Genomic DNA, 24518 nt, shown 5'->3' with positions numbered 1-24518 from the left:
CCCCAGCCGCTACGCTCGGCTGCTGCCTGCTTCCCGAGCCGGAAACGTCGTCGCTTCTTCTCCCCGGGCGCTCAGTTGCAGCACCTGTGTCGGCCGACCCTGTTCATCGAAGAACACCTGGCCCAGGCCCGCTCCGTTCCACAACCGTTCTCCCGCCCGGCTTCGGCTCGGCAGGCGTGGCACCACTTCCATGGCGCGGCGCTGGGTGAACCAGTTCAGTGGCGAGCGCGGCGAATACAGCCAGCGGTTGAGTCGGTCGAGCACATCGAGCAGGCGCCCTGGAAACTCGTTCTTGATCCCGCTGCTGGTTACCTGCCACAGGTGTGGGCTGCGCTGGCGGTGACGAATCAGTACCTCGTAGACGAACGAGTAGTGCACGTCCCCCGAGAGAATCACGTAGTGCCCCGGTGTGCGCGAATGGCGGAAGATGTTCAGCACCACCTGGGCTGCGCCGCGGTGCGCCATCCAGTTTTCGGCGTCCACCAGCAGCGGATACCCCAGGGCACTGAACACCCGCTGTACCGTCTCGATCAACTTGACCCCGAAGATCGGCGCTGGAGAAACGATGATCGCCGAGGGGTGATCCAGCAGTGCCTGCTGTAGTTCGCTCAGCGCTTCCCAGTCCAGCAGGCCTGAAGGCTTTTTCAGGTTGCTTTCGCTGCGCCAGCGCCGGGTGCGGGTGTCCAGTACCCGCAGCGGCGGATCGCTGGGCAGATCGTACTGCCAGCCCTGGAAGCGCAGCAGCTCACCGATCAGGGTATCCAGGGCCTCACCGTCCAGCGCTCGTTGCCTGGCGTTCGCGGTCAATGCCTGCAGGCCTGCCAGCGGCTTGGCGCAGCCTGCAGGATCATTGCCCCAGCCCTGGCAGAGCAGGTAGCCGAGCAGGGCGTTGCCGATGATGCGCCGCGAGAAGGGGTGGCCATAGGCGGTCTCTTCCCACTGCGCCGAGAGGTTCCAGTCATCGGTGATGTCGTGGTCGTCGAAGATCATCAGGCAGGGCAGGTGCGCCATGACCCGCGCAACACCGCCCAGGCCATCGCGGAACGCCTGGATCAGCGGCAGTTCGTGGGCATAGCGCTGCTGGCGTTCGGCCGAAAGCCCAGCAGGCGCGTCCAGGTCCACCAGCCGCCAGGCGGTGGGCGACCACACCAGCAGGTACATGGCCATGACCTCGGCGAAGGTCACCAGGTGGTTGTCGGCGTTGCTCGACGAGAAGATTGGCTTGCGCTTGCCGCGGAAGAAGCGTCGACGCAGCGGTTCGTTGCTCTGCTGGGCGGGCAGCAGGTCTGCGCGATGGTAGTAGCACGCCGGATGCTCATAGAGCGCCTGGCCGCTGTCGACCCGCGCGCCGTCGAGCGGTTCGTCGAACAACCCCAGGCGCTCGATCAGGCCGTGAATGGCCTTGAGCATCGGGCCGGCCACGTCGTCGGCGTAGACCTGGTCACCGGTCATCAGCAATAGTGCCGGGCGCTGTTCGGCGCCAGGGGCTTCCAGCAGCAGGCGGTCGGCGCAGAGCAGGCCATCGGCAGCCGGGTGGTGCGGCTTGCGGCAGGAGCCATGGAGCAACTGGTCGATGCGCCTGCGCAATACGAAATTCGGGCGTCGGGCGCCGGGATAGAGCAGGTGCGGCGCCCAGTCGGCGATGCCTTGGCCATCGTCCAGGCGCAGGTCGTATTCCAGCAGCACCTCCTCGGGCAGGGGCTGGTCGAAGTGCAGGCTCAGCAGGTGTACATGCGCATGCTCGCCGACAGTGACGACCTGGCAGTCCAGTTGGCTGCCGATATGAGGGCAGTCCAGCACGAATTCGGGGTTCAACGGTCGTGAGGCGACCAGCCAGATGGCCAGGCATTGCGGTTCCAGGCGGCGCAGCACGGGGCCGGCGAGAACGAGGGGGAGGGTGGTGGTCATTGCTTCCATCTGTTGGGAGGCTGCCAGCCTCACCGCCGGACAACCCCGCTTCCGCAGCAACATCCATCCCGTGGCAGGGCACATGTTTCTGTGGGAGCGGGCTTGCCCCGCGATAGACCGGCAGCTTCTTCTTCGAATACACAAACGCAAACGGGCGGGAAATACTCAGTACTTCCCGCCCGTTCCACAACCCGAAGTTGTATCAGCCTTTGTCGGCCATCAACTGCTCGAGCTTCTCCTGGTCCCGCGCGAACTGACGAATGCCCTCGGCCAGTTTCTCGGTGGCCATTGCGTCTTCGTTCATCGCCCAGCGGAACTGGCTCTCGTTCAGCACTTGCTTGGCTTCACCGGCATTGCCTGGCTTGAGGATGCGCGGCAGCTCGCCGTGGTCGTCGCTCAGTTGCTGCAGCAGCTCAGGGCTGATGGTCAGGCGGTCGCACCCGGCCAGTTGTTCGATCTGCCCGACATTGCGGAAGCTGGCACCCATGACCACGGTGCCATAGCCATTGGTCTTGTAGTAGTCGTAGATGCGCGTGACCGACTGCACGCCCGGATCCTCGGCGCCCACGTATTCCTTGCCGGTGCTCTTCTTGTACCAGTCGTAGATGCGGCCCACGAACGGCGAAATGAGGAACACTCCGGCATCGGCACAGGCCTGGGCCTGGGCAAAGGAGAACAGCAGGGTGAGGTTGGTCTGGATGCCTTCCTTCTCAAGCTTTTCTGCAGCGCGAATGCCTTCCCAGGTGGAGGCCAGCTTGATCAGCACGCGGTCCTTGGAAATACCGGCGGCTTGGTACAGGGCGATCAGCTGGCGGGCCTTGTTCAGCAGCGCCGGCTCATCGAACGACAGCCGCGCATCCACCTCGGTCGAGATGCGTCCGGGAATGGCCTTGAGGATACCCGAACCCACGGCGACCGCGAACTTGTCGCAGGCCACGTCGACATCACCCTTGGCGTCGGCCTTGACCTGCCTGAGCAGGTCGGCGTATCCGGGGATGGCCGCAGCCTTGAGCAGCAGCGACGGGTTGGTGGTGGCATCGACCGGCTTGAGGCGGGTGATGGCGTCCAGGTCCCCGGTGTCGGCGACCACGGTGGTGAACTGCTTGAGTTGTTCCAGCTTGGAAGTCATGGGCGTGCTCTGTCCTGGTGCTCTGTCCTGTGAGTGTCTTGACATTACCCGAGCCCCGACGGCCACTCAAGGCCAAAGGTTCGAAGTCGATTCCCCCTTCGAGTGCACGCCCTGCCGAGGGTTCCGCTAGCGTCCCTGAAGCAGCTCGGCGGCCTGCTCGACCACCTTCAGGGGTTCGGCCGCGTTGTGGATGTCGGCCGACAGCAACTGGCGGAAACGCCGTGCACCGGGGAAGCCCTGGCCGAGCCCGAGAATGTGCCGGGTGATGTGATGAATGGCCCCGCCACTTTCCACATGCGCCACCAGATACGGCATCAGGCGCGCCATCGCCTCGCTGCGCGTCACCACCGGTGCGTCGCTGCCGAACAGCTGTCGATCCACTTCGGCCAGCAGGTAAGGGTTGTGGTACGCCTCGCGCCCGAGCATCACCCCGTCGAAGGTCTGCAGGTGTGTGCGGCATTCGTCGAGGGTCTTGATCCCGCCGTTGAGCACCAGCTCCAGGTCCGGGAAGTCCTGCTTCAGTTGCGCAGCCACGTCATAGCGCAGCGGCGGCACCTCGCGGTTCTCCTTCGGCGACAGGCCCTCGAGGATCGCGATCCGCGCATGCACGGTAAAGCTGCGGCACCCCGCCTCGCGCACCTGGCCGACGAAATCGCACAGCTCGCCATAGCTGTCACGGCCGTTGATGCCGATGCGGTGCTTGACCGTCACCGGAACGTCCACCGCATCGATCATTGCCTTCACGCAGTCGGCGACCAGCGCCGGGTGGCCCATCAGGCAGGCGCCGATCATGTTGTTCTGCACCCGGTCGCTGGGGCAGCCGACGTTGAGGTTGACCTCGTCGTAGCCCGCTTCCTGCGCCAGGCGCGCACAGGCGGCCAGCTCGGCCGGATTGCTGCCACCCAGTTGCAGGGCCAGCGGGTGCTCGGAGGCGTCATGGCGCAGGAAACGCGCCGCATCGCCGTGGAGCAGCGCGCCGGTGGTGACCATTTCGGTGTAGAGCAGGGCGCGTTGGGAGAGCAGGCGCAGGAAGTACCGGCAGTGGCGGTCGGTCCAGTCCATCATCGGTGCAACGCTGAACCGGCGGGACGATTCAGGACGCGTGGTTTGTGGGTTTGGAGCTGATTCTGGGGGCATTCTGGTCTACGTGGTTTGTACCCGTTTTCGGGGGGGGCAGTGGTGGTACTGATGGCAGTGGCTATCAGCCCTGTGCTCCTGGAAATCAGGTTGACGATCAGAGCAAGCAGAGAGACGGATGGCATGTCGGTTGAGTTGGCCAAGCTCGCCTCGGGAACAAGGTGCGCAGTTTACCAACAACCCAGGGGCTTTGCCCGCAGCGGTGATGTTGCAACGCAGCGTTTTCGAAGCCGCTCCCTACTTTCGACGGCTTTCACTTCGAGAATCTCGAAATCTGCGATGCCAGGGCGAACCAGCGGCACTCCAAGGCCGAAGTGATGGAGGAGTCGAGGATTCTCAACGAGGTGTCGGATCAACTGGGGCGGTCATTCCGGCGTTTTCAGTGGGACAGGTTCTATAAACTCGGCTCCTTCATTGCGAACATTCCCAACTTGCTTCGAGACAGGGTGCCACTTGAAGTCAGCAGCGGGGCGACAGCCTTGTCGCACGATTTCTTCGGCACGTTCTACCGTTGTGGTGGGGTCGATCCACTCCCTCGCAACGCCTGGAGTGAGTACCAGCGGTTTTCGGTCATGGATGTCGAGCAGGCCCTCATCTGCGGCGGCAGTGATGACGACGAAGCCGTCATGCTCGTCCGGCTGGAGGCGGTCATTCACTTGCGCCAGGGCAGCGAAGAACAAGGGCTCACCTGACTTCGAGCTGATGTAGTAGGGCTGCTTGCGCTTTGGCTCTGCTTGGTCCGGTAACCACTCGAACCAGCCATTGGCCGGTGCCAGAGCTCGGCCCATCGGCCATAGCGTCCTGAAAAACTTTCCCGTCATCACCGTCTCTGCCCGCGCGTTAATCGAGTCAGGACGCTTCCCCTTCGCCCAAAACGGAGCCCACCCCCATTTCACTCGATCTACCCTCAACCCCTCTCGCACCGGTCGTATCACCTCCACTCGGGTGGAGGGGGCGACGTTGTATCGATTGATCTGCTCATGGTCATAGCCATTGATCACGACCAGGTCGAGGCTCAACTGCCGGAGGTAGTTGTCCATGGATTCGTAGATCGAGTACCGCCCACACATACCTCACCTCGCTCGTTCGTCGGCTGCCACACGCCTCGCGTTGACGCCGGAAAGATCTGACAGTTAACTGTACAAATATACAGTTATCTATTTGGAATGACCCTTCATGACCGTTACTTTCTTGGGAGTTCCGACCGGTGGCCTGGCATTGCTGCCCGTGTACTCGTTTCGAGTGCCCGCAGGCTTCCCCTCGCCAGCGGCGGATCACCTGGAGCGCCATATTTCGCTCGATGAGCTATTCGAGCTGCGGGCCCCGCATGTGTACCTGGTGCAGGTGGAGGGCGACAGCATGCAGGGCGCTGGAATTTTTTCCGGCGACCTTCTTATCGTAGACCGCAGCAAGGAAGCAGAGCATGGCGACATTGTGATCGCTGCGATCAACGCTGAGCCTGTCTGCAAGCGTCTGCACAGGCGGGGTGGGGTGGTGATGCTTCAGTCCGAAAACCCCAGTTATCCGCCCCGGTACGTGATGGAAGGCGATGACCTGGTCATCTGGGGTGTGGTTCGCTACAGCGTGCGCGATCATGCGCAGTGACCAGGTGTTTGCGCTGATCGATTGCAACTCGTTCTACGCGAGCTGCGAACGCGTGTTCCGGCCGGATCTGGCTAAGACGCCTATCGTGGTACTGAGCAACAACGACGGCTGCGTGATCGCGCGCAGCTATGACGCCAAACCGTTCGTGAAGATGGGAGAACCGTACTTCCAATGCCGCGAGAGGCTGAAGCGGCACGGCGTGGTGGCGTTCTCCTCCAATTACGCCTTGTATGGCGACATGAGTGAGCGGGTGATGTCGATCATCGAATCGATGGTACCTGCGGCTGAGGTCTATTCGATCGACGAATGCTTCGCCGATCTCAGTGGGGTGCAGGGCAGCCTGACCCAGTTCGGCCGTGAGGTGCGGGCCAAGATACTTCAGCGTACCGGCATACCAGTCGGTGTCGGCATCGCGCGTACAAAGACCCTCGCGAAGCTGGCCAACCACACCGCAAAGCGGCTGCAGGCACACACGGGCGGCGTGGTCGATATCACGACGGATTTCGAGCGTGACTGGGTACTACGTAATACCGAGATCAAAGAGGTGTGGGGGATTGGGCGGAGGATGACCGAGCACCTGCAGAGCATGGGGATTCAGAAAGCCATGGACCTGGCAAAGGCTGATCCGCGCATGTTGCGGGACAAGTTCAGCGTGGTGGTGGAGAAGACCGCGCGAGAGCTGGCTGGCGTTCCCTGCCTGGAGCTGGATGAGGCGGCGCCACCGAAGCAGGAGATCTGCTGCAGCAGGATGTTCGGCAAGCGGCTGAGTGAGCTTGTCCCGATCAAGCAGGCCGTGGCCACCTACACCGGGCGAGCGGCTGAAAAGCTGCGGGCGCAGGGTTCGGTATGCAAGCGTATGCGAGTGAGTATCCGTACCGGCATGTTCAACCCGGATGAGTTGCACCATGCGCAGGGAGCGCTTGTGGAGCTGCCTTACCCAACGAACGATACGCTGCTGCTCACCAGGGCGGCGACAAACGCGGTGGAGCGTGTTTTCAGGGAGGGCTACCGATATAGCAAGGCTGAAGTTTTACTACTCGACTTGTGCCAGCCAGGTGATTTCACGGACGATCTGTTCGCGATCACGCAGCTTTTGGCAAGCGACAAACTGATGTCGGTAGTGGACCAGATCAACGACCGATATGGGCGAGGGACAATGAGGGCGGGCAGCGTCCCCCGCACCCCCGATTGGGGTATGCGCCGCGAGCTGATGAGTAGGTCATATACCACGAAGATCAACCAATTGTGGCGAGTTCGCTAGAGGGGAGTGAGGCAAAAATGGGGCAAACCAAGCGCCATTCCATGCCCCTTTATGCCTCTAGTGGGCTCTTCTCGCTGACATAAGAAAGCGTCCAAGCCCTTTGTATATAGGGCTTGGGCGCTTTTTCTCGTCAATACTCCAGCACAATCGGGGTGTGTAGCGTAGCGCTATGATTTCAGCAGTAGCAGGGGGAGGCAAAATGCTATATTTTAGGCTCTGGAGCTTAGAGCGTGTTAGCAGGGATAAAACGAATGATTCGAACCCTTGGATTCGAGAACTTTAAAAGGTTCAAAAACGAAAGTCTGGATCTGACGAAGCCCATTACTTTAATGTACGGCGAAAACAGTTCAGGTAAGTCTTCGGCGTTGAAAGGGTTGGCTGCGCTTATTCAAACATTTAGCTGGACCCGTAATAAACATGAAGCCTTTGTGGCGCATGGTGATTATACGAATCTCGGTGTATATAGGGATTATGTATATAATCACGATGTATCAAATAAGATTTCCATCTCGTTAACCATACCGCCGGACCGTTGGTATGTGAATTTTAGTGATATAAAGGTTGCCAATTTTAAAATAAGATTGTGCTACGATCGGCATGTTTTTACTGAGCAGGCGCGAATTTATTCAGTTGAAGCCGTCGTGTATTTTGTGGATGGGACTTTCCGGGAGTTGGCCAGGCTAAAGCGTGCTGAGACTAAAGCTTATTACACTTTGGTTACTGATCCTGAAGCGTTAGAAAAAGAGGCCCATTTATTTGGAAGGAAAAAATATTCATCAAAAGATTTGCGTAGGGTTGCAGGTTTAAAAACAAAACTAAAGTATACTGAGAAATTTAGTTTCGGGTTCGTCAATGCTGAAGATGAAGATTCCCTGCCGGGGGTTAAGCTTCGCATATTTGAGCGTGTGATGTACCTTATTTATCATCTTCCTGAAAGCTATAAGTATTTGGGTCCGCTTAGATCGAGCCCAAGTCGAAGTTATACAATATCGGCAGCAAGCTCTGACGTTGGTGGCACAGGTGAGAATACCCCTTCCGTTATTTCCTATCTAAAGCGTAGCTCCGAAAGTAATAGGTCCAATAGGGATGCATACAGAAAAATCCTACATTGGATAGATCTAATTTTTCCTGGGCGATCGATATCAGTAGAAGATTTTGAAGAGCTGGTAAAAATTAAAGTTATTCGTGGCGGGGTGGCTGACTCTATCCAAGATGTAGGCTTTGGTTTTTCTCAGGTGCTACCAATTATCGTGCAAACGGCAGCCTGTCGCCCTGGGAATGTCATTGTGATTGAGCAGCCAGAGCTGCATCTTCATCCGCGTGCACAAGTATCTTTTGCAAGATTTTTGGTAGAGGCATCTCGAGATGGGAAGCACTTTATTATCGAGACTCACAGTGAACATATTTTGCGTGGGTTGCAGCTCGCCATCTCGGAACACTCTTTAGACTCTGAAAATGGGATGTCTAAAGATGATTTGAAAGTCTATTATTTTCCGAGTGAAGCTGATGCTAAAGTCTTCGAGATTGGGATAACAGATGATGGTGAATTGGCCGAAGGATGGCCTGCGGGGTTCTTCGATGAATCTTATAATTTAACGAAAAAAATTATCAGTAATAAGATTCGCAGGATGACAGGTGAAGTCATATGAGGGCCGTGATCGAAAAGGATGCCTTGTCTGAAGGGTTTGCGGGCAACCTATCAGAAGTTTTCGTTTTGTCGCAGTCCGCTGTTCTTGGAGTTACTCCTGAAATAATTAAGCAGTATATGGAGGTTGGGGATGGTGTGGGAATATTTAAAGAATGGTTCACTAGGGTGTTTCTGGCAGAAAATAAATATTTTCTTGTTTCTCCTGGCGCGTTGCAAAATTATAAGCTAAGTAAGGACTGTCTGCTTTCCAATTATTTGGGGGCGGCGTTTCACCATTCGGGGCCATTAATAACTTCGCCAGGACTGGATTTTACACCGTTGCGGCCCGATCTATGGGGGGTCGATGTAATTGAAGCAGGAAATTATAAACACGATCCACTCAGCAATCATGCAGGTGTGAAGGTAGCAGCTATCATTTCATTGACTCCGACAGGCTTTCAGTCGCCGCAATTGCTTGCAAAATACTTTGCGCGTGAAAATAAAGTTTTCATTTTTGATAAAAATATTAACCTGGCTGGTGCTGATCTAATATGCGAGTTTACTAAATACGCAGATGCTTCTTGTAAATTTGTGGTTATGTCGAATTTCGAGAGGGCTGGTCAGCGTGGGTTGCTCGATAGGGGGCAGCTTGAAAAGTATTTGAATTCCAACAAGCATGGAGGGACTGTCGAAGTGCTCCAGGCAGATAAAAAGACAGTGCGAAACTATCATGATAGATTCGTATTTTTAGGAGATAGATTTCAAATATCCTTTTCGAGTGGTTTAGATTGCTTTGGGAGGCCGCCGCAATGGAACAATAGTGATGGTGATGTGGTGGTGCATTGCGTGCACAATTCTACATCTACCATGGAGTTCGCTGCGGGTGTTCGTAAGTCATACAAATTTAAGTCAAAAGGCTAGTTTGATTGCGTATAGTTAAGTAATTTAAGAGCGTTTAAGGCCTATATTTTTTGATTGGCTATTCATTGTTGACGGAGAAGCCAGACGCTATTCTATGTTTCTCTGTGCTCGTGAAATAAGCGTCCAATGCCTTCATAGGGGGCTTGGGCGTGTCAGGTTGAACCCCTGCCGACCTTAGCGTAACGCCTGTTTGGTGTTATGGGTATGGGTTGAAAAAGATGACAGGCAGACCAGGAGAGCGATTGGGAAGGCCGTGGTAAGAGAAGTGGTACAAAAATGGTACTCAGAGGGGGTTGGATATCTGTAAGCCTTTAAAATTAAGCCCTTCAGAAAGTACCTGCCCAATCCATCATGGGTGCAACGCTGAACCGGCGATTGGGCTCAGGGCGCGTGTTTGGTGGGTTTGAGGCTTGTGATGCGGTGCGTTCGTTCAACGTATTCAGTACCGGTTACCGACAATTTGTCGCGTTGTACCCTTCGCTCGGGGCCCTGTACCAACAGAGCCGCGACAGGAGGCGTTCAGGGCGCCAGTTTACCAAGAGCACTGGGTATTTGCCTGTAGAGCCTTGCTTGCAGCGGCCCGGTGGTCAGTCCGGTATGGAACCATTGCCTGCGAAACAACCTACGGCTTGGGTGGCTCCCAGCTGATTTTGCCGAACGTTCGCCTCAAGATAAGTTATTCGTCCCGATCAACTAGCGCCATGTCGAAATTCAAAGGCAGTATGTGCCGCATCCGAAGGGAAGACTCATGCATCCATACGACATGCCCCAAGCCGAAGCGGAGAAGATTCACGTCGAAATCGCCAAACTGATGGCAGAGACTCGCAAGCTCAATGCCGAAGCAGGCAAGTTGACCCGTGAAACCTTCTGGTACCCGGTCGCCATCGCCACCGGTCTGGTGACCGCAGTGGCGGGCATCACTGCACTGACAATCAAGGCCTTTGCCTGAATCTCCGGCCCCGCAATCGATGGATCTTATCTTCGGCGGGGTGTGTCACACTCTAGAATTTCTTCAGGCAGAGCCCAGTCCGTCACCGGAACTGAGTCATAAGTGGGGTCGGTCGCGCATTCAATGATCATTGGAAATAACGAATATCGCGAACGGATATAGCCTGGCCTTTAAGCCGGGATATTATAAAAAGAGCCTGCAAAGTTTCGAAAAGTTACAGGCTTGTACAAGGTGCCTCGATTGGATAAGTCAACAGGCGGCCTCCACCTTATTCATGCCAGTCTTCACAATGAGATTAAGGAGAATCTCCATGGTACAACCATCCCGCAACACCGGCGCCACGAAAGTGGAGCACTCCGATGACTTCGGCACGGCTGAAGTTGGCCCCTTTACAAGCATTTCACGCCCTTATTTTTCTGGATATACGACGTCTGTCGGGAACCTCGGGGGGCGTGATCCGACTTCTATACACCCAGGTGGTCATGACGATAATAAATCGATTTCCGTGTTCTCATTGCAATCAATCGGGGACCATCATGATCCAGAGGATGTGAATTTCTCAACCCTGTTCACCCTGGAATTTAAAGAGGTGTATTCGGAAGTGACCCTGACGATCAGGGTTGAAGTAGACGGTGGCGGAGTCAGTGAGGCAACGATCACCGCGCTGGATGCCAATGGCACTAAGCTGGAAGATCATAGTGTTCCCAATGATAACACCCAGTCTTACGACCTGAAAATGGGCGGATCAGGTGGCGATCCGATAAAATCTCTATTATTCCGTTCAAGAACTGTCCAGAGGGAGTCGAATTACCAATGGCATGATACGTATCTGGAACATGTGAAGATGACCCGATAAGAGGATACAAACATCAAGCTGCAAGCCGAGGAACTCGGCAATCGACTTTTGGGATAGGGATAGAGCGAGCCCGCGTGTTCTAGACACGCGGGCTGGTTGTGGAGGATTGCTCCCCTGGCGGCGCTGCTGGTGTCCAGGCCAATGTGATGGCAGGCTGTTCGGGGGCAGGCTCGGCACCGCCACTGTGTATCGTCCCGTCTGCGGATCGAGTGTAGCCGCTCGTACAGGGACGCTCCTGGAGAGGTTAACGCCGTCAGCTGCGACCACTGAAATATACGAGCGGCCATCACCTCGTATTTCGTTGGTCAATCGGTAGGTCGGTTCGACGCTGCCCTGAGTACTGGCAATGGCGTTGAGATCCGCCCCAGTCCAAAACTGGCGCCAGCGCCATCGATGGTCAAAGCTGCAAGTTCACTCTGCATTGATAAAGGACTCCGCATGCCCATCCGACGCTCACCGATCGCCGCTGCCATCGCCTTGTCTTTCCTGTCGTTTTCCGCACTCGCTGCCAACCTGACTCCCGACGCGCTGCTGAAAAAAGCCGAGGCCGAACAGCAGGCCTACCTCGCCACCGTCAAGCAACTGGTCAATGTCGACACCGGCACCGGCCAGGCGCCGGGTCTGAAAACCGTCAGCGCGACGCTGGTCGAGCGACTCAAGACGTTGGGCGCCGAGGTCAAGACCAGCCCGGCCAGCCCGTCGGCGGGCGACAATATCGTCGGCACCTTCAAGGGCACCGGCAGCAAGTCGTTCCTGCTGATGGTCCACTACGACACGGTGTTCTTGCCGGGCACTGCGGCCAAGCGACCTTTCAAGGTCGAGGGCGAGCGGGCTTATGGCCCGGGTGTGGCCGATGCCAAGGGTGGCGTGGCGATGATCCTTCATTCGCTCAAGCTGCTGCAGGACGAGCAGTTCAAGGGCTTCGGCACGCTGACCGTGCTGTTCAACCCGGATGAGGAAACCGGCTCCAGCGGCTCGAAGACAATCATTGCCGAGCTGGCGCGCAAACATGACTACGTGTTCTCGTACGAGCCGCCGGACAAGGATGCGGTGACGGTCGCCACCAACGGCATCAATGGCGTGATGCTCGAGGTCAAGGGCAAATCCTCGCATGCCGGCTCCGCCCCCGAAGCAGGGCGTAACGCGGCCATGGAGCTGGCGCACCAGATGCTGCAACTCAAGGACCTCGGTGATCCGGCCAAAGGCACCACGGTCAACTGGACCATGGTCAAGGCGGGCGACAAGCGCAACATCATTCCATCCAGCGCCTCGGCCGAGGCCGACATGCGCTACTCGGACCTGAGCGAGAGCGACCGCGTGCTGGCCGACGCGCAGCGTCTGGTGCAGAAAAAACTCATCGAGGGCACCGAAGTCACGGTGCGTCTCGACAAGGGCCGCCCACCGCTGGCGAAGAACGCCGGCTCCGAGCAGTTGGCCAAGGCAGCCCAGGCGCTCTACGCGAAGATCGATCGCAACATCGAACCGATCGCCATGCGCTTCGGCACCGATGCGGGCTACGCCTATGTGCCTGGCAGCGACAAGCCTGCGGTGCTTGAAACCATGGGCGTGGTAGGGGCGGGGCTGCATGCCGAGGACGAATACATCGAACTGTCGAGTATCGCGCCGCGGTTGTATCTGACAGTGGCATTGATCCAGCAATTGTCTGGCACTGCGCACTGAGCCTTGCATGCCAGCCTGCTCAGGACGACCTGGGCAGGCGATGCCGGTGCGAGGGTGCAGTTACGCCGCAGCGCGAATCGTCGGACCGCTCCACTCTCCGATAAACAACATCAGACGCACGCTTGCAGTGCCTTGATATGCCGCCACATCAGTGCCGGGTTGGAGTACATCGGGAAGTGGCCGCAATCGGGGATGCATGCCAGTTGCACGCCCTGGGCAGCGATATGGTCCAGATACGAAAGGTGGGCGTTGCTCGCGCCAAACAGATACTGGCGCGGAAATGGCAGTGCCAGGAACTTCTCCATGAGAGCACCATTGTCGGACAGCTCGACCATGGACTCGAAGATCCCGCGCACTGCCCCCGTACGCACCTTGTGCGCAAGGCTCGCCGCGTAGAGCGCGCTGGCAGGATCTGCCGCCAGCCGCGTGCGCTCGATGAAATCTCGCATGAAGCGTGCATCGTCCTCGCGCTTGTGGTCGTGGATCTGTCGGCTGAGGAAGCAATCCTCCGGGGCGATGTTACCTTCGATGTTGACGAAGCTCAGCACGCGTCCAGGATTTGCGTGAGCGAGCATCAGCCCCGTCAGGCCCCCCATGGAGTGGCCCACCAGGTGAAACCTGTCGATGCCGAAGTGGGCAAGGACGGCTTGGGCGGTTTTCACCAGCAAGGGGATGTCGATGCGCGCAAGGTCGCTGCATTCGGTTTCTCCACACCCCGGCGCATCGTAGGCAATGAAGGGGTGGCCATCGAAAGCGCTCTGCAAGGTGATGTCGGCATAGTCTTCCTTGGTGGAGCCGAAACCATGCAGGAAGAGGATGGGGGCTTTGGGACCGGAGCGGTGGATCAGCGCCAGATCCAGTTGTACACCGTCGATGCTCAACGGCAGTTTTTCGTGAGTGAAACGAGCAGTGTCGGCCACGGTGGCGATTCCTTCTAAATGAGCCGCCAATGTCGAGCCCGCAGGCTCTTTTGTAAAATATGAAGCCGCGAATCCTGTCATAGGTCCAACCTATGATGCGCGGGCGATTCATGGTTTGCGTGAGTATGCCCGACAGGGGTTATAACCCGTCTTTTATATTCAGTAAGTTGTAAATGCGTTGGGGCAGTCTGCCTGGAGGCGGCGGACTTGACGGGTCGGGGCATTGAACTATGGTTGAGAGGTCTGAAACTTGTATTTGTCTTTTGGCGTTTTCTTCAACCCAAAAGTCGGTTGATGGTTTCAGCGTGATCATTGATCAATGGACAGTTTTCAAATGGAATTTCAGGGAGTCAAAGGAATGAAAATGTCTCGTACTGCAAAAGGTGTTGCACTGGCCTTGCTGGGCTTCTGTTCAACGCTTCCCGTCGCGCACGCCTGCACACGCCTGGTCTACCTGGGCGATGACAACCAGACCATCACTGCGCGCTCGATGGACTGGGCGTGGGATGTCCAGACCAACTTGTGGGTCTTCCCCAAGGGCATGAAGCGTCAGGGTGAGGCCGGGAAGAACTCCGTGGAGTGGACCTCCAGATACGGCAGTGTCATTGCATCGGGTTATGACAACTCCACGACCGACGGCATGAACGAGGCCGGTTTGACTGCCAACCTGCTGTGGCTGGCGGAGTCGGAGTATCCCAAGGGCGACGGTAAGAAGCCCGGGCTGACGATCGCGGCCTGGGCGCAGTATGTGCTCGACAACTTCAAGACTGTCGATGAGGCGGTCAAGGCGCTGAAGGCCGAACCCTTCATCGTGATGACCGGGCCTGTACCCGAGCAGGACCGACCGGCGACATTGCACTTGTCGTTGTCCGATGCGTCTGGCGACAGTGCAATCATCGAGTACATTGGCGGCAAGCAGGTCATTCATCATGATCGCGCTTACCAAGTGATGACCAACTCGCCGATCTTTGAAAAGCAGTTGGCGGATTATGCGGCATGGCAGGCGGGCGGCAAGAAGGACCTGCCCGGCGGCAGTACATCGGTTGACCGTTTTGTCCGAGCGTCCCACTACGTTCATGCAGTGCCTGGCAAAGAGGATACGCGAACGTCGCTTGCCAGCGTGTTCAGTGTGATACGCAACGTTTCCGTACCCTACGGTATCGTCACGCCCGGCCAGCCCAACAACTCATCCACTCGTTGGCGCACGGTGTCGGATCACAAGCAGAAGCAGTACTTCTTCGAGTCTGCAGTGACACCCAACACGTTCTGGGTCGACCTGACCAAGCTGGATTTCAGCGATAAAACCGGGAAGGTCAGGAAGCTGGACCTTGGGCCCAACCAGAACAAGGTCTACTCCGGAGAAGTATCGGAGCACTTCAAGGAGTCCGATCCTTTCAAGTTCCAGAGCGCGGAAGCATGATCGTGCCTGATTGATGCATGTCGGCCTCGATTGCGGGCAGATACACGCTGCCCGCAATCACCGGCCAAGCCGCAGCCCCGCCTCAACGGTCAGGCAAAGCCACTTCAACCGTAGGCGAAGTTGTATTCCTCGTCGTGATCTTCCTGAGTGATCGGTCCGCCGGTGAGGTCGTACTTGTCCAGCACCGGCTTGAGCTCACCGAAGAACTGGTCCTGCATCTTCTCGCGCTTGGCCACTTCGATGATCGGCAATACGATCCCCGCCACCAGCCCGATACCTGCCGTGGCCCAGCCCAGCACCCCGGAGAAGGCACCGGCGATGGCACCCACGTCGGCCAGGCCGAACAGGCCGGCGCCACCTTCGATGATCGAGGTGATCGCCGCACCCGTGCCCAGCGCGCCGGTGGTCAGCGAGAAGCCGGCGCCGACCTTGTCGCCGGAGAACGCGCTGTTGACGCCGCTGATCAGGCCCAGCACGCCGCCGATGAAGCTGCCCGTGCCGCCGATGACCTTGCCCAGGTTGCCCAGGCGGTTGATGCCGTCGGTGTTCTGCACCATCTTGCCGGTCGGGAACTCACCGATCGGTGCGGGCTTGGACGGGTCGACCGGGGTCGGTTTCCAGACCATGCCGTAGCCGGCCTCCTTGGCGTACTTGGTGCCGCCTTCGATGATCAGGCCGGCGAACTGCATGCCTGCCGAAACCCGTGAAGCGTTGTCGGCCGGGCTGTTGCCACCGGTGGCCGAACGCGCGGCGAGCACACCGCCGGCCAGCAGGGCGCTGCCGATGTGCAGCAGGCCCTGCTTGTAGGACTCGCTGACATTGAGCTTCAGGCCGTCGATCGACTTGGGCAGCACATCGCTGATCTTCTCGCCCTGGCGATTGGTGTCCCACACCGAGCGCAGCATCGAGATCACATCCTGCGGCTGGATCGGTGCGCCGCTGGCGTCCTTGAACATGTCCGGGTCGTCGGCCATGGCCTTGTCGATGATGGCCTTGGCCTTGTTTTCATCGAAGTTGCCGTTGCCGTCGCCGAAGATATCCTTGAGCGTGTTGTTGTCGGCGCCGTCGATCAGCGAGTCGGACACCGACTGGTTGATGCGCTGGCCCACTTCCGAGGCTTCCTGCGGCGTCACCTTGTCGCCGAGGTACTCCTTGAACAGCGCGGCGTTGGAGGCGTACTGGCCGATGACGGTCATCGGGTCGCCGCCCTTGGACAGGCCGTCCTCGAGGTCCTTGCCGTTGAGGATGTGCTCGCGGAAGTACTGCTCGATATCACCGGACTTGCCCGACTTGTCGGCGATCGAGGCCAGGTCGACGTTGCCGTCGCCGCCCAGCGCCAGGTCGGTCAGGGTGGCATCGGTGCCGGCCAGGGCCAGGGCGTCGGGCAGCGACAACGGGTTGCCGTTGGCGTCCTTGGTGGCCAGGGCGGTGTTGATCACCTCGCCGCTGTTGATGTGGCTATCCTGGCTGTGTTGCAGCGCCTTCTTCATGGCCGGGTCGGCATTGATGATGTCGCGCATGCCCGGGCCCTGGTTGGCCGACAGGTACGCCTTGACGTCGGCATCGGTGCCCAGTTTGGTGATGGCGTCGTCCAGTTGCTTCATGACCTTGGACTTGGTCGGGTTCAGGTGATACTGGCTGTCGGCGGTGATGCCGGCATACAGGTCGCCGTCGACCTTGTCGCTGGCCTGCAGGCGCGTGCGGGCATCGGTGATCTCCAGCATCGCTGCGGCCTTGGTCTTGCCGTCGTAGTTCTCGGGGTGCTCGAGCACGTCCTTGGTCAGCTTGGAGGTGTCGACCCCTGTCAGCGAGCCGCGGATCGAGGCGTTGCTGAGCATCATCAGCACGCCGTGATCATCCTTGGGCGCCTGGTTTTCCAGCCAGGCGCCGATGTTCTTCTGCTGGACGATGCCGTCGGACGACGCGGTGGCCGGGTGATCGCCGGCCGAGTCCATCACACGCCACATGCCCGGGTTCGACCAGTAGCCGGCTGCACCGGTGAGCTCCGGGCTCAGGCCGCTGTCGGACTTGATCGCGTTGAGGTTGTCGGTGGTCAGGCTGCCGTTGTTGGCACGCTGGTGGTCGCCCCACATGGCCGGGCCGGCGCTGCTGACCAGCGAGATGTTGGCCATGACGATGGCACCGGACTTGGCGTTTTCCTTGGCCAGGTCCGAGGCGTCCGGATTCTTCGAGAGAAATTTCGAGTAGGCGGAGGAGGCCGCCGACAGGTCCTTGTTCGACTGGCTGATGAACTTGTCGACATCGGCGTGGGTGATGACGCCATCGCTCTTGCCCAGGCCGCCGCTGTCCAGGGCGTTCATCAGGCTCGGGCTGCCGGCCAGGTACTTGAGGGTCGCCTGCGCCTCGGGCGGCAGGTCGCTGGGCGGGTTGGCGAAGTCGATCTTGCGGTCGTGCAGGCCCCATTTGTCCCAGTTGTCGCTGAGCATCTTCGAGGCGGCACGCGGGCGCTCGAGGTCTTTCTCGGCCTGGGACGGTTTGTCGGCGCCCTTGTTGCCGGTGATGGTGTCCCAGTCGCGTACGCCGCTGGCGTACTTGGAGTTGTCGATCCAGCTGGTGTCGACGGCACCGCCGACGCCGAAGATGCCGTTGGACTCCTTGCTCATCGAGGCATAGAGGTCCGGGCTGATACCCTGGGAGACGATGATCTTCTCGCCGCTTTCGGTTTCGTAGCGGATCAGGCCGTGGCCCAGTTCCTCGGGCGTGCCGATGGCCTTGATGCCGTCGGCTGGCTCGTCGGCCCTGGCCAGGCGGTAGCCTTCCTGCTCGCTCTTGTTGATCAGGGCCAGCGACTCGCCGTCGGCTTTCACCTGGTCGAACAGGGCGTGGTTGGTCTCGTTGGCGACGATCACCTTGTCGCCGGACTGGGTTTCGTAGCGGATCATGCCGGGGCCGACCTCGTCGGCCGGGCCGATGAACTTGTAGTCGTCCATGCCCGGTGGCACGTCGCCGGCCTGGGCGATGCGGTAGCCCTCGGCCTTGCTCTTGTTCAGGGCGTCGACGGCTTCGGTCTTGCCGGCCATGCCGTCGAACAGGTACGGGGTCATCTGCTTGATGATGACGATGTCGCGGCCGTCGCGGGTCTTGAGGTCGAGCACGTTGTCGGACAGCTTGGTGATCGAGGCGATGTTGGCCAGCGGAATGCCAGTGTTGCCGATATCGGCGAGGTTCGGGTCGTTGAGGTGCTTGATGACTTCCGGGTCTTTGGTCGCCAGCGCGGCGGCGATTTCCTGTTCTTTCTTGTTGTCGACCGTGGCGGCGACGACAAAGCGCTTGTTGCCGGCGGGCGGTGTGTCCGGCGTTTCCTTGAAGTTGGAAAGCGAGCGGGTGACTGCGGTTTCGAAGCGGGCCAGGGGATTGTCGGAAGAGGCTGAGCCGGGGGCGTCGGTGTTCGTGGTTTTCATGGTGCCGGACCGTGTTGATGCGGGAGGCTTCCGACGATAGGCAGGCAATAAGTCATATTTGTTTCAAGTTGTAAAATAACATTGCGAAGTGTGATTTTATTATCGTTTTAACGCGGCGGTGAAAGTTTGGTTGGGTGCATGAGAAAGTTGTGAATAGTTGCGGGTTGTGCGCCCTGTATTATTTGACAATGTTAAAAGTTGTGAAGTTTTTGAATGCCATGCCTGATAATCACCCGAGCGTCGCTTTCAGGACGTGCCCTGTCGCTTGCACGCTACCCTTTACTGGCATCGGTGCCATGCTTGTCAGGATGCCCAGGTACCGAGTGCGCACAGACGCACCGGCATGGGCGAGGAGGGCGACCGCGACCCTGTGACCGTGACAGGGCCGGTGCGCCGCAGCAGAACACCGCCGGACACCTCCCCGCACCCTCGGGGAGGTCCGGGTTGCCGAGGTCCGCTGTATGCCTGACGAGACGCTTGACCTGCCGCTGATCCAGCGCGTGCTGGACAGCCACAAGGAGGTGCCCGGTGCGCTGTTGCCGATCCTCCATGCCATCCAGCAAGGCCTGGGCCATGTACCCGACGAGGCCGTCCCCGAGATTGCCCACGCCCTGAACCTGAGCCTTGCCGAGGTGCGCGGGGTGATCAGCTTCTACCACGATTTCCGCACCTCGCCGCCGGCACGCCATACCCTGCGCCTGTGCCGGGCCGAATCGTGCCGCAGCCGTGGCGCCGAAGCCCTGGCCGCGCAACTGCGCGAACAACTCGGGTTGGACGACCACGGCACCAGTGCCGACGGCTCGCTGAGCCTGCGCCCGGTGTACTGCCTGGGTGCCTGCGCCTGCTCTCCGGCGCTGGAACTGGACGGTCAGGTGCATGCGCGGCTCACACCTGAGCGCTTGCAGGCACTGGTCGAACGCTGCCGGGGCGAGGTGGGCGCATGATCAAGCTATGTATTGCCTGCGATTCGCTGGCCCGCGCGGTGGGCGCCGATGCGCTGGCCGAGGCGATCGAGCATGAAGCGGGGCAGCGGCAGTTGCCGTTGCAGATCCGCCGCACCAGCTCGCGTGGCCTGTATTGGCTGGAGCCGCTGCTGGAAGTGGAAAGCGCCGAAGGGCGCCTGGGTTTCGGGCCGGTCATGCCGGAGGATGTGCCCGGCCTGCTGGAGGCCCTGAGCGAAGGCCGCGAGCATCCGCTGGCGCTGGGGCTGGTCGAGCAGATCCCCTACCTCAAGACCCAGCAGCGTCTTTTGTTCGCCCGCGCCGGCATCACCCGGCCGTTGTCGCTGGACGACTACCAGGCCCACGGCGGCTTCGACGGGCTGCGCAAGGCGGCGCTGATGGACGGCGATGCAGTGGTTGCCGCCGTGCTCGATTCCGGCCTGCGCGGGCGCGGCGGCGCGGCGTTCCCGGCGGGCATCAAGTGGCGCACCGTGCGCCAGGCGCCGGCCGGGCAGAAGTACATCGTCTGCAATGCCGACGAAGGCGACTCCGGCACCTTCGCCGATCGCATGCTGATGGAGGGCGATCCGTTCCTGCTGATCGAGGGCATGATCATCGCTGGCCTCGCCGTGGGGGCGAGCAAGGGCTACATCTATGTGCGCTCCGAATACCCCGACGCCATCCGCGTGCTCAACGAGGCGCTGATGCTGGCCCGTGAAGCGGGCTACCTGGATGTCACCGGCAGCGGCGTGGCCTTCGAGCTGGAGGTGCGGGTGGGCGCTGGCGCCTACATCTGCGGCGAAGAGACGGCGCTGCTGGAGTCGATCGAAGGCAAGCGCGGCATCGTGCGCGCCAAACCGCCGCTGCCGGCGCTCGAAGGCCTGTTCGGCCAGCCGACGTTGGTGCACAACGTCCTGACCCTGGCCTCGGTGCCGATCATCCTGGCCAAGGGTGCCGCCTTCTACCGCGACTTCGGTATGGGGCGGTCGCTGGGCACCTTGCCGTTCCAGCTGGCGGGCAACGTACGCCAAGGCGGGCTGGTCGAGCGCGCGTTCGGCCTGACCCTGCGCGAGCTGATCGAAGGCTATGGCGGCGGCACCGCCAGTGGTCGCCCCCTGAAAGCCGCGCAGATCGGTGGCCCGTTGGGTGCCTGGGTGCCGCCGTCGCAGTTCGACACCCCGCTGGACTACGAGGCCTTCGCCGCCATCGGCGCGATGATCGGGCACGGTGGCGTGGTGGTCGCCGACGACACCCTGGACATGGCCGCGATGGCGCGCTTCGCCCTGCAGTTCTGCGCCGAGGAGTCCTGCGGCAAGTGCACCCCGTGCCGGATCGGTTCGACCCGTGGCATGGAGGTGGTCGACCGCCTGATCGCCACCAGCGATCCGGGCGCGCGTGAGGACCAGGCGCACCTGCTGCGCGACCTGTGCGACACGATGCAGTACGGCTCGCTGTGCGCCATGGGCGGCATGACCGCCTACCCCGTGGCCAGCGCCCTCAAGCACTTTCCCGCCGATTTCGGTCTGGCCAGCCCGGAGGCCGCACGATGATCCATTATTTCGATCCCGCCAGCAGTGACATCGACCTGGGCACGCCGGCCCGTGACAGCGAGGTGCAGGTCAGCCTGAACATCGACGGACGGGCGATCAGCGTACCGGCTGGTACTTCGGTGATGCGCGCTGCGGCGCTGCTGGGCACCAGCATTCCCAAGCTGTGCGCCACCGACAGCCTCGAAGCCTTCGGCTCGTGCCGCATGTGCATGGTCGAGATCGACGGTATGCGCGGCTACCCGGCCTCGTGCACCACACCGGTCAGCGACGGCATGGTGGTGCGCACCCAGACCCCGCGCCTGGCCGACCTGCGGCGCAACGTCATGGAGCTGTACATCTCCGACCATCCGCTGGACTGCCTGACCTGCTCGGCCAACGGCAATTGCGAACTGCAGACCGTCGCCGGCCAGGTCGGTCTGCGCGAGGTGCGCTATGGGTATGACGGCGCCAACCACCTCGCCGAAGCCAAGGACGTTTCCAACCCGTACTTCGACTACGAGCCCAGCAAGTGCATCGTCTGCAGCCGCTGCGTGCGGGCCTGCGAAGACATCCAAGGCACCTTTGCCCTGACTATCAGCGGTCGTGGTTTCGAGTCGCGGGTGGCGGCTGCCGGCGGCGACAACTTCCTTGCCTCCGAGTGCGTTTCGTGCGGCGCCTGCGTGCAGGCCTGCCCGACCGCGACCCTGACCGAGAAGAGCCTGGTGCGCCTCGGCCAGCCGGAGCGCGCGGTGATCACCACCTGCGCCTACTGCGGTGTCGGTTGCTCGTTCCGTGCCGAGATGAAGGGCGATGAACTGGTGCGCATGGTCCCGGACAAGAACGGCGGCGCCAACCACGGCCATGCCTGCGTCAAGGGGCGTTTCGCCTGGGGCTACGCCACCCACCCGGACCGCATCACCACGCCGATGATCCGCAAGCGCCTCGAAGACCCGTGGCAGGAAGTCAGCTGGGACGAGGCGTTGAGCCACGCCGCCAGCGAGTTCCGGCGCATCCAGCTCAAGTACGGGCGCGACTCGATCGGCGGCATCACCTCCAGCCGCTGCACCAACGAAGAGGCCTACCTGGTGCAGAAACTGGTGCGTGCCGCCTTCGGCAACAACAACGTCGACACCTGCGCACGGGTCTGCCATTCGCCAACCGGATACGGATTGAAGCAAACGCTGGGCGAGTCTGCCGGGACCCAGAGTTTCGACTCGGTGATGCAGGCCGACGTGATCCTGGTGATCGGCGCCAACCCCACCGACGCCCACCCGGTGTTCGGCTCCCAGCTCAAGCGCCGCCTGCGCCAGGGCGCACGGCTGATCGTCATCGACCCACGCCGGATCGACCTGGTCGACTCACCCCATGCCCGGGCCGAGCTGCACCTGCAACTGCGCCCGGGCACCAACGTCGCCATGCTCAATGCCCTGGCCCACGTGATCGTCGACGAAGGGTTGCTCGACCAGGCCTTCATCGACGCCCGTTGCGAGAGCGCCGAGTTCAGCCGTTGGCGCGAGTTCGTCAGCCTGGCGGAAAATTCTCCCGAGGCGCTGGGGCCGATCTGCGGCGTACCCGCCGAGCAGATCCGCGAGGCTGCGCGGCTATATGCGGGTGCCGGCAATGCGGCGATCTACTATGGTCTCGGTGTCACCGAGCACAGCCAGGGCAGCACCGCAGTGATGGGCATCGCCAACCTGGCCATGGCCACCGGCAACATCGGGCGCGAGGGTGTGGGGGTGAACCCGCTGCGCGGTCAGAACAACGTCCAGGGCTCGTGCGACATGGGCTCGTTCCCCCACGAGCTGCCGGGCTACCGGCACATCTCCAACGAGACGGTACGCAGCGAGTTCGAGCAGGCCTGGGGCGTGACCCTGCAGCCTGATCCGGGCCTGCGCATTCCCAACATGTTCGAAGCGGCGCTCGATGGCAGTTTCAAGGCGCTGTACTGCCAGGGCGAGGACATCGCCCAGAGCGACCCCAACACCCAGCACGTCACCGCGGCCCTGATGGCGATGGAGTGCGTGGTGGTGCAGGATATCTTCCTCAACGAAACCGCCAAGTTCGCCCACGTGTTCCTGCCGGGCAGCTCGTTCCTGGAGAAGGACGGCACCTTCACCAACGCCGAGCGGCGCATTTCGCGGGTGCGCAAGGTGATGGAGCCGCTGGCCGGCAAGGCCGACTGGGAAGCGACGGTGGCCCTGGCCAACGCCCTGGGCTATCGCATGGACTACCGGCATCCGTCCGAGATCATGGACGAGATCGCACGGCTGACGCCGAGTTTCCATCGCGTCAGCTACGCCGAGATCGACCGGCACGGCAGCCTGCAGTGGCCATGCAACGACGCCGCACCGGACGGCACCCCGACCATGCACATCGACCAGTTCGTGCGTGGCAAGGGGCGCTTCATGCTCACCGGCTACGTGCCCACCGACGAGAAGGTCAACGCGCGCTACCCGCTGCTGCTGACCACCGGGCGCATTCTCAGCCAGTACAACGTCGGCGCGCAGACCCGGCGCACGCACAACGTCGCCTGGCACGACGAGGACCGCCTGGAGATCCATGCCAGCGATGCCGAGAGCCGTGGCATCAGCGACGGCGACTGGGTTGGCGTGGGCAGCCGTTCAGGGCAGAGCGTGCTGCGCGCGCGGGTCAGTGCACGGGTGGCGCCGGGCGTGGTGTACACCACCTTCCACTTCCCCGAGTCCGGCGCCAACGTGATCACCACCGACAACTCCGACTGGGCCACCAACTGCCCCGAGTACAAGGTCACGGCCGTGGAGGTGGTGCGGGTCTTCCAGCCTTCGGAGTGGCAGAAGCGCTACCAGCATTTCAGTGACGAACAGCAGCGCCTGCTCAAGGAGCGGCGCCAGGCCGAAGGCCAGGAGAAAGCCGAGGTGCGTCGATGAGCAGTGACAACCTGGTCAAGATGGCCAACCAGATCGCCCACTATTTCGACAGCGAACCGGACCGCACGCTGGCGGTGCAGGGGGTGCGGCAGCACCTGCAGAGTTTCTGGACCCCGGCGATGCGCCGCCAGCTGAGCGAGTGGATCGAGGCCAATGCCGGGGAGGGGCTCGATGCGAAGGTGCGGGAGGCGCTGGGGTAACGGACGCCGTGGTGCCAGTGGGAGCAACTGTCTTGTTCAAAATCTGGAGGCCAGCCCAGCGATCGGGCTGGCACGCCCAACATGAAACCTCCGTCATCCTGGCGACC

At 60.5% G+C, this 24518-nt stretch carries 19 protein-coding genes; 12 read left to right on the top strand and 7 right to left on the bottom strand.

The features are described from left to right. Nucleotides 1–9 precede the first annotated feature (9 nt). The 4 genes from AC1TXO_RS18185 to AC1TXO_RS18170 form a co-directional block, all read right to left on the bottom strand. The gene (locus tag AC1TXO_RS18185) at nucleotides 10–1908 is read right to left on the bottom strand and encodes an alkaline phosphatase D family protein (RefSeq protein WP_486403029.1); all 1899 of its coding nucleotides are present in this window, start codon (nucleotides 1906–1908) and stop codon (nucleotides 10–12) included. Between the two features lie 202 nt (nucleotides 1909–2110). Then, nucleotides 2111–3037 carry a transaldolase gene (gene tal, locus AC1TXO_RS18180; protein WP_486403028.1) on the bottom strand — a complete coding sequence of 309 codons (927 nt, stop codon included), beginning with the start codon at nucleotides 3035–3037 and terminating at the stop codon, nucleotides 2111–2113. A 126-nt stretch (nucleotides 3038–3163) separates the two neighbouring features. After that, a complete protein-coding gene (gene dusA, locus AC1TXO_RS18175; RefSeq protein ID WP_486403027.1) occupies nucleotides 3164–4174 on the bottom strand; it encodes a tRNA dihydrouridine(20/20a) synthase DusA in 1011 nt (336 codons plus the stop codon). A 365-nt stretch (nucleotides 4175–4539) separates the two neighbouring features. Next, nucleotides 4540–5244 (bottom strand): SOS response-associated peptidase family protein, encoded by a 705-nt coding sequence (locus AC1TXO_RS18170; RefSeq protein WP_486403026.1) that lies wholly within the window; start codon nucleotides 5242–5244, stop codon nucleotides 4540–4542. A gap of 106 nt (nucleotides 5245–5350) precedes the next feature. On the opposite strand from AC1TXO_RS18170, the gene AC1TXO_RS18165 reads away from it, so the two are divergent. From AC1TXO_RS18165 to AC1TXO_RS18140, 6 genes are all read left to right on the top strand, one after another. Then, complete coding sequence (locus AC1TXO_RS18165) at nucleotides 5351–5779, top strand: LexA family protein (protein ID WP_486403025.1); 429 nt, start codon at nucleotides 5351–5353, stop codon at nucleotides 5777–5779. Then, nucleotides 5769–7040: a Y-family DNA polymerase gene (locus AC1TXO_RS18160; protein ID WP_486403024.1), complete on the top strand. Its 1272-nt coding sequence runs from the start codon at nucleotides 5769–5771 to the stop codon at nucleotides 7038–7040. The genes AC1TXO_RS18165 and AC1TXO_RS18160 overlap by 11 nt, the downstream gene beginning before the upstream one ends. A 251-nt stretch (nucleotides 7041–7291) precedes the next feature. Next, a complete protein-coding gene (locus tag AC1TXO_RS18155) occupies nucleotides 7292–8689 on the top strand; it encodes a DUF3696 domain-containing protein (RefSeq protein WP_486403023.1) in 1398 nt (465 codons plus the stop codon). After that, nucleotides 8686–9588, top strand: coding sequence for a hypothetical protein (locus tag AC1TXO_RS18150; protein ID WP_486403022.1), 903 nt, complete (start codon nucleotides 8686–8688; stop codon nucleotides 9586–9588). The genes AC1TXO_RS18155 and AC1TXO_RS18150 overlap by 4 nt, the downstream gene beginning before the upstream one ends. Nucleotides 9589–10351: 763 nt before the next feature. Next, nucleotides 10352–10537: a hypothetical protein gene (locus AC1TXO_RS18145; RefSeq protein WP_486406860.1), complete on the top strand. Its 186-nt coding sequence runs from the start codon at nucleotides 10352–10354 to the stop codon at nucleotides 10535–10537. 310 nt (nucleotides 10538–10847) lie between these two features. Beyond that, nucleotides 10848–11393: a hypothetical protein gene (locus AC1TXO_RS18140; protein WP_486403021.1), complete on the top strand. Its 546-nt coding sequence runs from the start codon at nucleotides 10848–10850 to the stop codon at nucleotides 11391–11393. Here AC1TXO_RS18140 and AC1TXO_RS18135 read toward each other — a convergent pair. Further along, nucleotides 11319–11702 (bottom strand): S-type pyocin domain-containing protein, encoded by a 384-nt coding sequence (locus AC1TXO_RS18135; protein ID WP_486403020.1) that lies wholly within the window; start codon nucleotides 11700–11702, stop codon nucleotides 11319–11321. The two genes, AC1TXO_RS18140 and AC1TXO_RS18135, sit on opposite strands and share 75 nt — an antisense overlap. 129 nt (nucleotides 11703–11831) lie before the next feature. Here AC1TXO_RS18135 and AC1TXO_RS18130 point away from each other — a divergent pair, with 129 nt between their 5' ends. Further along, nucleotides 11832–13073, top strand: a complete 1242-nt coding sequence (locus AC1TXO_RS18130) for a M20/M25/M40 family metallo-hydrolase (protein ID WP_486403019.1) — start codon at nucleotides 11832–11834, stop codon at nucleotides 13071–13073. A 110-nt stretch (nucleotides 13074–13183) separates the two neighbouring features. Here AC1TXO_RS18130 and AC1TXO_RS18125 read toward each other — a convergent pair whose 3' ends face one another. After that, nucleotides 13184–13993, bottom strand: coding sequence for an alpha/beta fold hydrolase (locus tag AC1TXO_RS18125; RefSeq protein WP_486406859.1), 810 nt, complete (start codon nucleotides 13991–13993; stop codon nucleotides 13184–13186). 358 nt (nucleotides 13994–14351) lie between these two features. Between AC1TXO_RS18125 and AC1TXO_RS18120 the strand changes: the two genes are divergently transcribed. After that, the gene (locus AC1TXO_RS18120; protein WP_486403018.1) at nucleotides 14352–15413 is read left to right on the top strand and encodes a linear amide C-N hydrolase; all 1062 of its coding nucleotides are present in this window, start codon (nucleotides 14352–14354) and stop codon (nucleotides 15411–15413) included. Nucleotides 15414–15517: 104 nt separating this feature from the next. Here the strand turns inward: AC1TXO_RS18120 and AC1TXO_RS18115 are convergent, their stop codons facing one another. After that, nucleotides 15518–18835: a type III effector HrpK domain-containing protein gene (locus AC1TXO_RS18115; RefSeq protein WP_486403017.1), complete on the bottom strand. Its 3318-nt coding sequence runs from the start codon at nucleotides 18833–18835 to the stop codon at nucleotides 15518–15520. Between the two features lie 461 nt (nucleotides 18836–19296). Here AC1TXO_RS18115 and AC1TXO_RS18110 point away from each other — a divergent pair, with 461 nt between their 5' ends. The 4 genes from AC1TXO_RS18110 to AC1TXO_RS18095 are packed head-to-tail and all read left to right on the top strand — an operon-like array spanning nucleotide 19297 to nucleotide 24411. Then, the gene (locus AC1TXO_RS18110; RefSeq protein WP_486403016.1) at nucleotides 19297–19779 is read left to right on the top strand and encodes a formate dehydrogenase subunit gamma; all 483 of its coding nucleotides are present in this window, start codon (nucleotides 19297–19299) and stop codon (nucleotides 19777–19779) included. Continuing rightward, entirely contained in the window at nucleotides 19776–21326 is a 1551-nt protein-coding gene (locus AC1TXO_RS18105; protein WP_486403015.1) for a formate dehydrogenase beta subunit, read from the top strand. The genes AC1TXO_RS18110 and AC1TXO_RS18105 overlap by 4 nt, the downstream gene beginning before the upstream one ends. Further along, complete coding sequence (gene fdhF, locus AC1TXO_RS18100; protein WP_486403014.1) at nucleotides 21323–24211, top strand: formate dehydrogenase subunit alpha; 2889 nt, start codon at nucleotides 21323–21325, stop codon at nucleotides 24209–24211. Before AC1TXO_RS18105 ends, fdhF begins: the two co-directional genes overlap by 4 nt. Beyond that, on the top strand, nucleotides 24208–24411 hold the full coding sequence (locus tag AC1TXO_RS18095) for a formate dehydrogenase subunit delta (RefSeq protein ID WP_486403013.1): 204 nt from the start codon (nucleotides 24208–24210) through the stop codon (nucleotides 24409–24411). Before fdhF ends, AC1TXO_RS18095 begins: the two co-directional genes overlap by 4 nt. Nucleotides 24412–24518 lie beyond the last annotated feature (107 nt).

The sequence above is a fragment of the Pseudomonas sp. FA117 genome, assembly GCF_057370475.1.
The sequence above is the reverse complement of the archived record's forward strand: the minus strand, read 5'-3'. Positions and strand labels throughout refer to the sequence as shown.

Coding starts and splice junctions, on each gene's coding strand:
- AC1TXO_RS18185 (WP_486403029.1), bottom strand. CDS start 1,908: ATGACCACCACCCTCCCCCTCGTTCTCGCCGGCCCCGTGCTGCGCCGC.
- tal (WP_486403028.1), bottom strand. CDS start 3,037: ATGACTTCCAAGCTGGAACAACTCAAGCAGTTCACCACCGTGGTCGCC.
- dusA (WP_486403027.1), bottom strand. CDS start 4,174: ATGCCCCCAGAATCAGCTCCAAACCCACAAACCACGCGTCCTGAATCG.
- AC1TXO_RS18170 (WP_486403026.1), bottom strand. CDS start 5,244: ATGTGTGGGCGGTACTCGATCTACGAATCCATGGACAACTACCTCCGG.
- AC1TXO_RS18165 (WP_486403025.1), top strand. CDS start 5,351: ATGACCGTTACTTTCTTGGGAGTTCCGACCGGTGGCCTGGCATTGCTG.
- AC1TXO_RS18160 (WP_486403024.1), top strand. CDS start 5,769: ATGCGCAGTGACCAGGTGTTTGCGCTGATCGATTGCAACTCGTTCTAC.
- AC1TXO_RS18155 (WP_486403023.1), top strand. CDS start 7,292: ATGATTCGAACCCTTGGATTCGAGAACTTTAAAAGGTTCAAAAACGAA.
- AC1TXO_RS18150 (WP_486403022.1), top strand. CDS start 8,686: ATGAGGGCCGTGATCGAAAAGGATGCCTTGTCTGAAGGGTTTGCGGGC.
- AC1TXO_RS18145 (WP_486406860.1), top strand. CDS start 10,352: ATGCCCCAAGCCGAAGCGGAGAAGATTCACGTCGAAATCGCCAAACTG.
- AC1TXO_RS18140 (WP_486403021.1), top strand. CDS start 10,848: ATGGTACAACCATCCCGCAACACCGGCGCCACGAAAGTGGAGCACTCC.
- AC1TXO_RS18130 (WP_486403019.1), top strand. CDS start 11,832: ATGCCCATCCGACGCTCACCGATCGCCGCTGCCATCGCCTTGTCTTTC.
- AC1TXO_RS18120 (WP_486403018.1), top strand. CDS start 14,352: ATGAAAATGTCTCGTACTGCAAAAGGTGTTGCACTGGCCTTGCTGGGC.
- AC1TXO_RS18115 (WP_486403017.1), bottom strand. CDS start 18,835: ATGAAAACCACGAACACCGACGCCCCCGGCTCAGCCTCTTCCGACAAT.
- AC1TXO_RS18110 (WP_486403016.1), top strand. CDS start 19,297: ATGCCTGACGAGACGCTTGACCTGCCGCTGATCCAGCGCGTGCTGGAC.
- AC1TXO_RS18105 (WP_486403015.1), top strand. CDS start 19,776: ATGATCAAGCTATGTATTGCCTGCGATTCGCTGGCCCGCGCGGTGGGC.
- fdhF (WP_486403014.1), top strand. CDS start 21,323: ATGATCCATTATTTCGATCCCGCCAGCAGTGACATCGACCTGGGCACG.
- AC1TXO_RS18095 (WP_486403013.1), top strand. CDS start 24,208: ATGAGCAGTGACAACCTGGTCAAGATGGCCAACCAGATCGCCCACTAT.